The organism is Streptomyces sp. NPDC050704, assembly GCF_040654355.1.
Lineage (GTDB): Bacteria > Actinomycetota > Actinomycetes > Streptomycetales > Streptomycetaceae > Streptomyces.
This window is the reverse complement of the sequence record NZ_JBFAHW010000025.1, coordinates 104,550-117,177: the sequence shown is the minus strand read 5'-3', so window position 1 is coordinate 117,177 and position 12,628 is coordinate 104,550. Positions and strand designations below refer to the sequence as shown.

General features: G+C 70.7%; 10 protein-coding genes and 2 pseudogenes. 8 read left to right on the top strand and 4 right to left on the bottom strand.

What is annotated here, in order from left to right; all coding sequences use genetic code 11:
* The first annotated feature begins 475 nt into the window (after positions 1-475).
* Positions 476-1,528: a DUF6192 family protein gene (locus AB0I18_RS17500; RefSeq protein ID WP_363106355.1), complete on the top strand. Its 1,053-nt coding sequence runs from the start codon at positions 476-478 to the stop codon at positions 1,526-1,528.
* Between the two features lie 96 nt (positions 1,529-1,624).
* Here AB0I18_RS17500 and AB0I18_RS17495 read toward each other — a convergent pair whose 3' ends face one another.
* Positions 1,625-2,542, bottom strand: a complete 918-nt coding sequence (locus AB0I18_RS17495) for an NADP-dependent oxidoreductase (protein ID WP_363106354.1) — start codon at positions 2,540-2,542, stop codon at positions 1,625-1,627.
* A 37-nt stretch (positions 2,543-2,579) separates the two neighbouring features.
* On the opposite strand from AB0I18_RS17495, the pseudogene AB0I18_RS17490 reads away from it, so the two are divergent.
* A pseudogene (locus AB0I18_RS17490) lies at positions 2,580-2,789 on the top strand (hypothetical protein); the annotation flags it as partial.
* A pseudogene (locus AB0I18_RS17485) lies at positions 2,781-3,129 on the top strand (transposase); the annotation flags it as partial. The pseudogenes AB0I18_RS17490 and AB0I18_RS17485, both read left to right, overlap by 9 nt.
* A 113-nt stretch (positions 3,130-3,242) precedes the next feature.
* Here the strand turns inward: AB0I18_RS17485 and AB0I18_RS17480 are convergent.
* Complete coding sequence (locus AB0I18_RS17480; protein WP_363106353.1) at positions 3,243-3,476, bottom strand: DUF1330 domain-containing protein; 234 nt, start codon at positions 3,474-3,476, stop codon at positions 3,243-3,245.
* Between the two features lie 100 nt (positions 3,477-3,576).
* Between AB0I18_RS17480 and AB0I18_RS17475 the strand changes: the two genes are divergently transcribed.
* Positions 3,577-4,524: an AraC family transcriptional regulator gene (locus tag AB0I18_RS17475; protein ID WP_363106352.1), complete on the top strand. Its 948-nt coding sequence runs from the start codon at positions 3,577-3,579 to the stop codon at positions 4,522-4,524.
* Between the two features lie 173 nt (positions 4,525-4,697).
* On the top strand, positions 4,698-8,228 hold the full coding sequence (mfd, locus tag AB0I18_RS17470) for a transcription-repair coupling factor (protein ID WP_363106351.1): 3,531 nt from the start codon (positions 4,698-4,700) through the stop codon (positions 8,226-8,228).
* A 72-nt stretch (positions 8,229-8,300) separates the two neighbouring features.
* On the opposite strand, the gene AB0I18_RS17465 is transcribed toward mfd, so the two are convergent.
* Positions 8,301-8,945, bottom strand: coding sequence for a TetR/AcrR family transcriptional regulator (locus tag AB0I18_RS17465; RefSeq protein WP_363106350.1), 645 nt, complete (start codon positions 8,943-8,945; stop codon positions 8,301-8,303).
* Between the two features lie 114 nt (positions 8,946-9,059).
* Between AB0I18_RS17465 and AB0I18_RS17460 the strand changes: the two genes are divergently transcribed.
* The 3 genes from AB0I18_RS17460 to AB0I18_RS17450 all read left to right on the top strand — a co-directional run bounded on the left by AB0I18_RS17460 (position 9,060) and on the right by AB0I18_RS17450 (position 11,671).
* On the top strand, positions 9,060-9,959 hold the full coding sequence (locus AB0I18_RS17460) for a hypothetical protein (RefSeq protein ID WP_363106349.1): 900 nt from the start codon (positions 9,060-9,062) through the stop codon (positions 9,957-9,959).
* Between the two features lie 196 nt (positions 9,960-10,155).
* Complete coding sequence (locus AB0I18_RS17455) at positions 10,156-10,884, top strand: HNH endonuclease family protein (RefSeq protein ID WP_363106348.1); 729 nt, start codon at positions 10,156-10,158, stop codon at positions 10,882-10,884.
* A gap of 43 nt (positions 10,885-10,927) precedes the next feature.
* The gene (locus AB0I18_RS17450) at positions 10,928-11,671 is read left to right on the top strand and encodes an N-acetyltransferase (RefSeq protein ID WP_363106347.1); all 744 of its coding nucleotides are present in this window, start codon (positions 10,928-10,930) and stop codon (positions 11,669-11,671) included.
* Between the two features lie 90 nt (positions 11,672-11,761).
* On the opposite strand, the gene AB0I18_RS17445 is transcribed toward AB0I18_RS17450, so the two are convergent.
* On the bottom strand, positions 11,762-12,511 hold the full coding sequence (locus AB0I18_RS17445) for a hypothetical protein (protein WP_363106346.1): 750 nt from the start codon (positions 12,509-12,511) through the stop codon (positions 11,762-11,764).
* Between the last annotated feature and the right edge of the window lie 117 nt (positions 12,512-12,628).

Here is a 12,628-nt window from a genome sequence, read left to right as displayed (position 1 = left end):
GCTTCCCCCCCTCTTTCCCTCCCCGACGCTCTTCCGATCGGACCGGGTCTGTGCGGGTGGGTGGGGGCTGGTCGCGCCCCGCGGCGGAGCCGCAGATGTCACAGCCCCGCGCCCCTGGAGGGCGGGCTGCGCCCTGCCCTCCAGCCTCGCCCACGACCCTAGCCTCGCCCACGATCCCAGCCTCGCCCACGGACCCCAGCCCACCCACGCGCCCAGGCCGCCCGCACACCCCGAGCCCGCCCAGGTCCCCCCAGCCCGTCCGGCGTTTGAGTGCCCGTTTCTGAACCTGTCCTTTGGGTCTTTGGGTGGGCCTGGTCTGGTTTGGTGGCCGGGGTCAACGGGCCTGTATGGGACCGGCGTTGTCCGGGCTGTGGTGACTGGCTGAGGCGGGTGCGACTGCGGACGGCCGCGCTGGAGCGAGACGAGGGCCGGCGGGTGTGCCCGGTGTGCGGGGCGGTCTGCCGGGCCCTGACCCGTGAGGGATGGTGACCGCCATGTCACCCGAGAACGCTACGAGCAGATCATCGCGTCCGACCGGGAACTGGTCGGGCAGATGCAGCGCATCCAGTTCACCATCGGGGACCACGCGCTGGAGATCGAGCCGATGCAGTCCGACGGCGGTGCGCATCACGCCCCGGGTGAGGAGCCGTTCGGCGTCAACGTGTCGCTGCAGATCTACGCCGATGACCTGGGACTGTCACTCAGTACGGTCCGCAGCTACCGCTTCGCCGCGCACCGCTGGCCCGCCGGCCGGCGTCGTCACGGCGTCTCCCACAAGGTCCACTACATCCTTGCCGGGATCGTGGAAGACGCCGACCGGTTCGAGGCGATCGACGCGCCGCCGCTGGACGAACGCGTGCAGATACGGCGCTGGACTACGGACCTGGCCAAGAAGTACGTCGGGCAGCGCCCGGACCGCCCGGAGACGCCCGCGCAGAAGGTGGCGGCCATTCACCGCCTGGCCGACGACGAGGAGGTCGCCGCGAAGGTGGCCACGGACGTGTTGCGCCGTCCGGGGGTGGCGGCCAAGGTGGTCGCGGACGACACCGCCCGGCACCTGGTCAACAAGGCGCAGACCACCCAGCACAAGACCGAGGTCGTCCACGACCTCATCGAGGACGACGCGGTGGCCGCGCAGGTCGCCTCGGACGTGCTGCGCCGTCCGGAGGTCGCCTCCCGGGTGGTCGCCGACGACACCGCCCGCCATGCGGTCAACCGGGCCCAGACCGACCGCTCCCGCCAGCAGGCCGGCGCCTTCCGCCGACAGACCCCGGCGGGACGGACCGTTCGCAGGATCGAGCGCACGCAGGAGTTCTTGGATCTGGTCGGCGCCTGCCACCACTTCGTGGCCGCCTGCGCCAAGACGGTGCCCCAGCTGTGCGGCCGCACCCTGTCGGGCGACGAGCGGGCGGTGCCGGCGCAGAACGTCGCCCGCTGCCGGGCCACACTGGACTGGATCGAGACCGCCGCCGAGACCGGCGAGGTCGACATGGACGACGGACTCGCCCGCCTGCCGCGGGGAGAGTAACGGTGGCCAAGCGCTCCCCGACCGCGGAGCGCCACGCCGACCTGATCCGCACCGCTCTCTTCGAGGTCGCGCCCGCCGGCATGTCGGCCGCGTCCGTTACCGCATCTTCAGGACGGTCTTGCCCAGGGCGTGGCCGGCTTCGACCGCGCCAAGAGCTGTCGCTGCCTCAGTGAAGGGCACGACGTTGGTGACGTGGGGGTCGAGGGCGCCGGACTCGACCAGTTGGGCGAGCGGGGAGAGCGTCTCCCCGGTCTGCTCCGTCTGGAAGTAGCCGCCGCCGAGTTCGGCCGCTGCCGTCGGATCTGCAGCGGTGATGATCCGGGACTTGTCCGCGGCGAGATGGGCGACGGCGTACAGGGCGTCGCCGCCGACCAGATCGAAGATGGCGTCCACGCCGTTCGGGGCGACGGCGGCGACCCGGTCGGCCACGCCTTCGCCGTAGGCGACATGGGTGGCCCCGAGGGAGGACAGGAACTCCGCCTTGCCCGGGCCGGCGGTGCCGATCACGGTGGCGCCCAGGTCGCGGGCGATCTGCACGGCGGCAACACCGATACCACCGCCGGCTCCGTTCACCAGCAGGGTGGCGCCGGGCTTGAGGTTCAGCCGGCCTATGCCCTCGTGGGCGGTGGCCGCCGACACCGACAGGGTCGCGGCGTCCGTGAACGACACGGCGGCCGGCTTGTGGGCCGCGGCCTGGGTCGGCAGCAGCGCGTATTCGGCGTAGCCGCCGGCCAACGGCAGGGCCCCGAAGACCTCGTCTCCGATGCTGAACCCCTCGACCCCGTCGCCGATCTCCTCCACGACACCGGAGACCTCCGTGCCAAGGGTTGCCGGAAGCGCCAGAGGAAGGACCTCCCGCAGGTAGCCGGCGCGCACCTTCCAGTCGACCGGGTTCACCCCGGCCGCGTGCACCGCGACCAGAAGCTGACCCGGTCCCGGAACGGGCCTGGGAAGGTCGACGAAGGTCTGCGTCTCGGGACCGCCGTACTCGGTGAAGACGTATGCCTTGGGCATGGTTCCTCGTTCTGTTCGATGTTGGGGGAATGTTGGGGTGAAGGGCCGGACGCTCGGGCGTGGCCGTCGCGAGGTCCTCCGGGCCCGGCCGAACGCTGTGGTTGCGGTGCTGGCCTTCGTCGGAATCGTGATCTCGCTGATGCAGACCCTGGTGTCCTTGCCGACCGTCCCGGAGCTGCCGAGGCTTCTGGACGCCCCGGCGTCGGACACCGCGTGGGCGGTCACCGCGACGCTGCTCGCCGCCGCCGGGGTCATCGGCGTCATCCGCGACCAGTTCCGCCGCGCCGGCGGGATGACACCCCGCGCGGCGTCCGCGATCGTCGACTCACAGAACATCACTGCTGGTCATGGTCACCGCCGCCAACACGAGTGACCGTGACGCGGCCAAGGAGCTGCTGTTCCGTCTCGCGCTCACGCACCCCGAGATCTCCATCGTCCGGGCCGATTCCGCGTACGCCGGAAAGCTCGTGACCTGGGCCAAGACCTACCTCGACAGCACGATCAAAACGGTGCGTCGCCCGCCGGACGTGAAGGGCTTCGTCGTCCTTCCCCGCCGCCGGGTGGTCGAACGATCATGGTCGTGGATGACGAGGCGCCCGACCCGCCGCACGGCCCGGACTGCCGAACGGCGCGACGTCAGCCCGTACCACCTGGCACAGGCGGGGCGGCAAAGGCCCCGACGTTGCATCCGTCGGCTCTCTCACGCCGTTCGAAGGTACTCCTCCGAGTTGTAGAACCGGTCGACGGCGTCGGCGTCCGGGAAGGTGAGCAGGGCGACGGCGTCCACCGGGCCGCCCTCGAGGACCTTGCTGACCGGAGCGGCGAAGCTGCGCCGCGCGCCGTACTTCTCCAGCACGGCACCGACGTTTTCCCTGTACTCCTGCAGACCCGCAGGGTCGTTGATCTTGGCCAGGGCTATCATTTGAACTGTCACGCGAATGACTTTACGTCTCCGTCATGCGCCTTTCAATGACACTTTGACGCAATACTTTGACTATATGTCTCAATCGGCGGCGCAGAGTTAGTATGACCTCATGGATGCACTTGCAGATGTCTTGTCGACCAGCCGGGCCGGCGGAACGCTGCTGGCCTGGGGCAGCGCCCACGCCCCGTGGGGGCTTGGAACACCTCCCGGGCTCGACGGCGGGACGACGTTCCACGCCATCGTCAGCGGTGCCTGCTGGCTGCTGATCGAGGATGAGGATCCCCGTCAGCTCGTCGCCGGCGACGTCGTGGTCCTGCCACGGCACCGCTACCACGCCCTGGCCAGCGACCCCTCCGCACCCGTACGCCGCCTCGATGCGTGCGCCCCGGGTGAAGTGGTCATCGAAGGCACCGGCGGATGCACCCGATTCCTCAGCGGCTCCTTCGACTTCGATCCCGAACTCGCGCACCCGCTGACCGGACTTCTGCCCCCGGTTCTCGTCGCGTCCGCCGACAGCCCCGGACACGACGAACTGCACGACGTGGTCCGTCTGCTCTCACGCGAGCTCGACCGTGCCGGGCTCGGATCCAGCCTGGCTGCCGACCGCCTCGTGGACGTGCTCCTCATCCACGTCATGCGCGTGTGGATCCTCGGCTGCTCCGACCCCCAGGCCTCCTGGCTCACCGCCCTGCGCGACCCCGACATCGCCAACGTCCTGGCCGTCGTCCACGCCCGCCCCCACCTCGACTGGACCGTCGGCTCACTGGCCCGGGAGGCCGGGCTCTCCCGCGCCACACTCGCCCGCCGATTCACCCAGCTGGTGGGCACCACACCGGCCGCATACCTGACGTCATGGCGCATGGAAGTAGCAGCACAACGGCTGCGCACGACCAGCATCGCGATCGACGACATCGCCCGCACCGCCGGCTACACCTCCCAGGCGGCGTTCTCACGGGCCTTCGTCCGCGCCCGCGGAGTACCCCCCGGCCGCTACCGCCAGCAGGCCACAGCCAAAACGAACATCAGTCAGCCCCCGGCACTGGCGAACACCGGCTGAGTCAACTGCGGGGGTCTGGGGGCGGAGCCCCCAGGGACGCCCACCCCGGCGCCGGATGACCCACGACCGCCCGGCCCGCGCCGCGTCGTCGTACGCTGGAGACCCCCGGCCCGTACGACGTGTCGGGCCCTTCGCGTTGCCCACTGCTCTGATTCTCGGACGGAAACCTCTTCATGAGCCTGCACGGTCTGCTCGACGCCGTCGTCAAGGACGCCGCACTCACCGAAGCGGTGAAGGCCGCCGGTGACGGCAGCCGTATGCACGTCGACCTGGTGGGCCCGCCCGCGGCCAGGCCGTTCGCGGTGGCGGCGCTGGCCCGGGAGGCGGGCCGTACGGTGCTGGCCGTGACGGCCACCGGACGGGAGGCCGAGGACCTGGCCGCGGCGCTGAGGACCCTGCTGCCGCCCGACGGAATCGTGGAGTACCCGTCCTGGGAGACGCTGCCCCACGAGCGGCTCTCCCCGCGCAGCGACACCGTGGGCCGGCGGCTCGCCGTCCTGCGCCGGCTCGCGCACCCGCGTCCCGACGACCCGGAGACCGGCCCGGTCCAGGTCGTCGTCGCCCCCGTGCGTTCCGTGCTCCAGCCCCAGGTCAAGGGCCTCGGCGACCTGGAACCGGTCGCCCTGAGGAGCGGCGAGACGACCGACCTCGGGCAGATCGTCGAAGCCCTGTCGGCGGCGGCGTACGCACGGGTCGAGCTGGTCGAGAAGCGCGGCGAGTTCGCCGTCCGCGGCGGCATCCTGGACGTCTTCCCGCCCACCGAGGAACACCCCCTCCGGGTGGAGTTCTGGGGCGACGACGTCGAGGAGATCCGCTACTTCAAGGTCGCCGACCAGCGCTCCCTCGAAGTCGCCGAGCACGGGCTCTGGGCCCCGCCCTGCCGTGAACTGCTGCTGACCGACGACGTACGGGAGCGGGCGGCCCGGCTGGCGGAGGAGCACCCCGAGCTGGGCGAGCTGCTCGGCAAGATCGCCGAGGGCATCGCGGTGGAGGGCATGGAGTCCCTCGCACCCGTCCTCGTCGACGACATGGAACTGCTCATCGACGTACTGCCCAAGGGCTCGATGGCCGTCGTCTGCGACCCGGAGCGGGTGCGGACGCGCGCCTCGGACCTGGTGGCGACGAGCCAGGAGTTCCTGCAGGCGTCCTGGGCCGCGACGGCAGGTGGAGGCGAGGCGCCGATCGACGTCGACGCGGCGTCCCTGTGGGGCATCGCGGACGTACGGGACCGGGCCCGCGAGCTCGACATGATGTGGTGGTCGGTGTCCCCCTTCGCGGCCGACGAGGACTTGGACGCGGACACGCTGAAGCTCGGGATGCACGCCCCGGAGACGTACCGCGGTGACACCGCCAAGGCCCTCGCCGACACCAAGGGCTGGCTCGCGGAGGGCTGGCGCACGGTGTTCGTCACCGAGGCCCACGGCCCGGCGGCCCGCACGGTCGAGGTGCTCGGCACCGAGGGCATCGCGGCCCGCTTGGAGTCGGAGCTCGGCACCATCGCCCCGTCCGTCGTCCACGTGGCCTGCGGCTCGATCGACTACGGATTCGTCGATACGGCCCTGAAGCTGGCCGTCCTCACCGAGACCGACCTCTCCGGGCAGAAGGCCGCAGGCAAGGACGGCGTGCGGATGCCCGCCCGGCGCCGCAAGACCATCGACCCGCTGACCCTGGAGACGGGCGACTACATCGTCCACGAGCAGCACGGCGTCGGCCGCTACATCGAGATGGTCCAGCGCACGGTCCAGGGCGCGACCCGCGAGTACCTGGTCGTGGAGTACGCGCCGGCCAAGCGCGGCCAGCCCGGCGACCGCCTCTACATCCCCACCGACCAGCTGGAGCAGATCACCAAGTACGTGGGCGGCGAGGCCCCCACGCTGCACCGCCTGGGCGGCGCCGACTGGACCAAGACCAAGGCGCGCGCCAAGAAGGCGGTCAAGGAGATCGCCGCCGACCTGATCAAGCTGTACTCGGCCCGGATGGCGGCCCCGGGGCACGCCTTCGGCTCCGACACGCCCTGGCAGCGCGAGCTGGAGGACGCCTTCCCGTACGTGGAGACGCCCGACCAGCTGACCACCATCGCCGAGGTCAAGGAGGACATGGAGAAGACCGTCCCCATGGACCGGCTGGTCTGCGGCGACGTGGGCTACGGCAAGACGGAGATCGCGGTCAGGGCGGCCTTCAAGGCGGTGCAGGACGGCAAGCAGGTCGCCGTACTCGTACCGACCACCCTGCTGGTGCAGCAGCACTTCGGCACGTTCGGCGAGCGCTACTCCCAGTTCCCGGTGAACGTACGGGCCTTGTCGCGCTTCCAGTCCGACACCGAGGCGAAGGCGGTCCTGGAAGGGCTGCGCGAGGGCTCGGTGGACGTCGTCATCGGCACGCACCGGCTCTTCTCGTCGGAGACCAAGTTCAAGGACCTGGGCCTGGTCATCGTCGACGAGGAACAGCGGTTCGGCGTCGAGCACAAGGAGCAGCTGAAGAAGCTGCGGGCCAACGTGGACGTACTGACGATGTCGGCGACCCCGATCCCGCGAACGCTGGAGATGGCGGTGACAGGCATCCGCGAGATGTCGACGATCACCACACCCCCCGAGGAGCGGCACCCGGTCCTGACCTTCGTCGGCCCGTACGAGGAGAAGCAGATCGGCGCGGCGATCCGCCGCGAGCTGCTCCGCGAGGGCCAGGTCTTCTACATCCACAACCGGGTCGAGTCGATCGACCGCGCGACGTCCCGGCTGCGCGAGATCGTCCCCGAGGCGCGGATCGCGACGGCCCACGGCCAGATGTCCGAACAGGCCCTGGAACAGGTGGTCGTCGACTTCTGGGAGAAGAAGTTCGACGTGCTCGTGTCGACGACGATCGTGGAGTCGGGCATCGACATCGCCAACGCGAACACGCTGATCGTGGAGCGCGGCGACAACTTCGGCCTGTCGCAACTGCACCAGCTGCGCGGCCGGGTGGGCCGGAGCAGGGAGCGGGGTTACGCCTACTTCCTGTACCCGCCGGAGAAGCCCCTGACCGAGACGGCCCACGAGCGCCTCGCGACCATCGCCCAGCACACCGAGATGGGCGCGGGCATGTACGTGGCGATGAAGGACCTGGAGATCCGCGGCGCGGGCAATCTCCTCGGCGGCGAGCAGTCCGGTCACATCGCGGGCGTGGGCTTCGACCTGTACGTACGCATGGTGGGCGAGGCGGTCGCCGACTACCGCGCCTCCCTGGAGGGCGGTGTGGAGGAGGAGCCGCCGCTGGAGGTCAAGATCGAGCTGCCGGTCGACGCGCACGTCCCGCACGACTACGCGCCCGGCGAGCGGCTCCGCCTCCAGGCGTACCGGTCCATCGCCTCCGCCAACACGGAGGCGGACGTCAAGGCCGTACGCGAGGAACTCGTCGACCGCTACGGCAAGTTGCCCGAGCCGGTGGAGAACCTGCTGCTGGTGGCGGGGCTGCGGATGCTCGCGCGGGCGTGCGGTGTCGGCGAGATCGTCCTCCAGGGCAACAACATCCGCTTCGCACCGGCGGAGTTGAGGGAGTCCCAGGAACTGCGACTGAAGCGGCTGTACCCGGGGACCGTCATCAAGCCGGCCGCCCACCAGCTGCTGGTACCCCGGCCGAAGACGGCGAAGGTGGGCGGGAAGCCGTTGGTGGGGCGTGAGTTGCTGGGGTGGACGGGGGAGTTCCTGGCTTCGATTCTGGGGTCGTAGGGGCAGCGGTCGTAGGGGCGGGTTTTCCGGTGGGGCGGCGACTTGCTGGGTTGCCGTCACTGGCTTGCCGGGTCAGTCGGACCGGAAGAGCATGCCGGTCAGCGCGCGGAACACCTCCTCGGGGTCCTGGTCGCCCACCGGCCCGTCCAGGTTGTGGCTCAGCAGGAGCGTGGCGAAGCCGTGGGCCAGGGACCAGGCGGCCACGCCGGCGAGGCGGGCGTCGGTGCCGCGGCCCTCGGGCGGGACGGCGGAGACGGCGGCGCGCAGGCGTTCGCCCGCGAGGGTTCTGGCCGTCGTCAGTTCCAGGTCGTTCCCGCGGAGCAGCTCCGGCGTGAACATCACCTGGAAGTGCGCCGGGTGCTCGCGCGCGAAGCGTACGTAGCGCACGCCCGCGTCCCGCAGATCCGCCGCCTCCGTGAGCGTGGCCGCCAGTAGCTCGTAACCCTCTGCCGCGATCGCCGTGAGCAGTCCCGTGCGGTCCTTGAAGTGGTGGGCCGGTGCCGCGTGCGAGACGCCCGCGCGGCGGGCCAGGTCGCGCAGGCTCAGCGCGGAGGGGCCTTCGGCGGAGATGACGTCGAGGGCGGCGGCCAGGATCGCGCGGCGCAGGTCGCCGTGGTGGTACGTGCGGCGGCGGTCGGGCTCGGCCGACTCAGCAGGTGGTCCGGCAGGCCGTTCGGTGGGCGGCTCCGCCGGAGGCGTGTGGGTGCTCCTCGTCATGGTCAGCAGCGTACGCGGAATCTAGACATTGACAAGTTCGGCGCGGACGGGCAATCTAGGCAGTGTCAAGTTTGCGGGCGGGTGGGAACGGACGCGGAGACGAGGGGGTACGTCATGTCTGGAAACGTCGACGAGGCGGTGCGGGCCGGTGGGGTCGAGCTGGGCAGGGTGCGTCAGCTGTGGCATCTGCTCGAACCCCTGCACGCGGTCCTCTACTACGCGCCGGAGGTCTTCGAGGAGGTGGCCGCGCTCGGGTTCGGCATCGAGGAGCGCTGGCCGAGCTACTTCCCGTTGCGGGCCGCCCCGTTGGGTGCCGTCGGGAGTGAGCGCGTGGCATCCGCCTTCTACAGCTTCAGCCCGCGCATGGTCGCCGAGCACATGGAGCCGGCGTGGGGGATCACGAGTCCCGAAGCCGTGGTCGAGGCGCGGGAGCGGGGGATCGGCCGGGCCTACCGAGCGATATTCGGCGACCGCGTCGCCAGTCCCGAACTCGCCGAAGCGGCCGCCCTGGCCCGCCGTGCCGCCGAGTCCGTGAACACGGCGGGCCGCCCCTTGGCTGCCGCCAACGCCGAGTTGCCCTGGCCGGAAACCCCGCACCAGCAGGTGTGGCACGCGGCGACGATCCTGCGCGAGCACCGCGGTGACGGCCACCTGGCCGCGCTGCTCGTCGCGGGCCTCGACCCTGTCGAGTCCCTCGTGTCGTTCGCGGCGACAGGTGCCGCTTCCGTGGAGCGGTTCGCGAGTCGCGGCTGGAGTGCGCAGGAGTGGGCGGCGGCGGGTGAACGGCTCGTCGGGCGAGGCCTGCTGCACCAGGACGGCACCGCGACGGACGCGGGCCGCGCCCTCCGCCGGGAGGTGGAGCACCACACCGACGAACTGGCCGCCGCGCCCTGGCAGGCGCTGGGGCCGGCGGCCACGGGCCGACTCGCCGACCTGCTGGGCGAGTTCTGGGTCGCGATTCTCGGATCGGGGCTGCTGCCGTCGGAGACGACCTTGGGGATCGGGAAGGTGTGACGAACCCGTTCACCCCCACGCCGAACTCACGCCGAGTGCGCCACCGCCCACGCATGCCGGTGTGCACCACTTGCCCGGTGAAGTCCCCCGAAGGCCCTTGAAGTCTGTAATGGCCCCTCCCCCCTGGCCAGTACGGTGAGAACCAGGAACACCGCCCGCTCAGGGCGGACATGGGTAGGCAAGGGGAGGGAGTGCCGTGACGCTCTGGACCAGGGTCGCCGGCGGCGCGGTCCTGCTGCTCGCCGTGACCGGCTGCACCGCTGAGACGACGGGTTCGGCCGGACCTTCGGCCCGACCCGGGGAGACGGCGGGCACGGGCGGCGCAGCCCTCACCGCGGTCGACTCACTGACCGTCAAGGGCAGGGCACCCAAGACGGGCTACGACCGGGACAAGTTCGGCAGCCCCTGGGCCGACACCGATTCGAACGGCTGCGACACCCGCGACGACATACTCAAACGGGACTTGAAGGGGGTGAAGTTCAGTGACGGCGACTGCGAGGTGCGGTCCGGGACGCTCGACCCGGACCCGTACACCAACAAGGACGTGACCTTCGTACGAGGCGGTCGCAGCGAGGTCGACATAGACCACATCATCGCGCTGTCGGACGCCTGGCAGAAGGGCGCCCAGCAGTGGGAGGCCAGTAAGCGCATAGCGCTGGCCAACGATCCGCTGAACCTCCTCGCCGTCGACGCAGGACGCAACCGCAGCAAGGGCGACGGAGACACGGCGACCTGGCTCCCGCCCCACAAGGCGTACCGCTGTACGTACGTGGCCCGGCAGGTGGCCGTGAAGAAGAAGTACGGGCTGTGGGTCACCGAGGCGGAGAAGGCCGCGATGAAGCGGGTGCTGTCCGGCTGTCCGGAACAGCGGCTCCCCTCGGGCGGCAACCCGACGCAGGCGCCGAACAGGTTCCACGCGGGCTGAAAGACGGTTCCGCGTGGCCGGGTCGCCGCCTACGGTGTGCGGCATGGAGTTGAAGGTGTCGAGCCTCGCCGAGCGTCCCGAGATGTACGACCAGGTGGTCGGGATGGCCGACACCTGGCCCGAGTTCATACGTCACGACCTCGCCGGTGACGCGTACTACGACCGGATCGCCACCGAGCTTTCGGAGTACGTGCTGTTCGCCGAGGACGAGCATGCGGAGGTGGTCGCCCACGCCTACAGCGTGCCGTTCGCGCTCAGGGCCGAGGGCCGGGGCGAGTTGCCGGTGCGGGGCTGGGACGAGGTGCTGGTGTGGGCGTTCGCCGACCTGCACCGCGGCACCCGGCCCGACACGGTGAGCGCGATCTCGATCGTGGTCGCCCCGCACGCCCAGGGCGGCGGCCTGTCCGGCCGGATGCTCTCGGCGATGCGCGACAACGCCCGCGCGCACGGCTTCGACGAGGTGGTCGCTCCGGTGCGCCCGAGCGCCAAGCACCTGGAGCCGCGTACGGCGATGGAGGAGTACGCGTTCCGGACGCGCGACGACGGGCTGCCGTACGACCCGTGGCTGCGGGTCCACGTCCGGGCGGGCGCGAGCATCGAGGCGGTGGCGCCGGCGTCGATGACCGTGGTGGCGTCGCTCGACGAGTGGCGGGGGTGGACGGGGCTGCCGTTCGACGCGGAGGGTCAGGTCGAGGTGTCCGGAGCGCTGGTGCCGGTGCACTGCGAACCGCGACGCGGATACGCGGTGTACGTCGAGCCCAACGTGTGGGTGCGGCACGCCCTTTGAGGCCTGCTCTTGTCGAGCAGGCCCTGTGAGGCGGGCCCTGGGCGGGCTCAGTGAGGCGGGCCCCTGGACGGCCCTGTGGGGCAGGCCCCGTCAGCCGCCCATCGCGTCCAAGTCGATGACCTTGCCCCTGGGCGCCTCGGTCGGGACCGGCTTGTCGAAGTCGCTGAAGGTGACGGTGCCCGGGTCCTTGGCGGAGTCGCTGACGACCTTCAGCAGGTAGGGCTTGCCCTCGGTGGCGACGTACAGCGTGTACACGTCCTTGCCGTCCTTTTCGCGCAGGACGATCGCCGGGGTGCCGTCGACCGTGGTCGTCCTGCCTCTCGTCGCGGCGGTGCTGCCCTCCTGGAACTCGGAGACCACGGAGTCGAGGTCGCAGAAGCCCGCCAGCTCCTTGGCGTCCGCGCCGGTCGCGGCCATCTTGGTCCACTTGCCGGCCAGCACCTCCACCACTCCGTCGGTGTCGGCCTCGGAATCGCCCTCGGCCTTGCCCTGGGCACGCAGGAACTTCTCGTCGTACTTCATGTACAGGGTGTCGCCGGTCTTGAGGAGGTCGGCCTTGCCCTGGCCGTTCTCGCTCATCGTTCCGGCGCACTCGCCCTTCTTGTCGAGCTTCATGTCCAGGCTGATCCGGCTGCCGTCCTCCTGGATGTCGCCCTTCATGCGCAGCGACGAGGCGTTGGAGGTGGCTTTCACGGCCCGGTCGGCGATCTCGCCGCCGGTCAGGCCGGCGAACGGGCCCTTCGGTTCGCTGTCGGCCTTGTCCTCGCCGGGCAGACAGCCGGTGAGCGAGACGGTGGCCGCGGCGGCGAGGCAGAGGGCGGCAAGTGCGGTACGACGCATGACAGATCCTTGGAGTTCGGAGTGCCGAGGTGGAGACGAGCGGAGTGAGGGCCCGGAGTGCGAGTGGGGATGGGCCCGAGGTGAGGGGTGGGGGAGGGGGTGAGGAGTGGGGAAGAC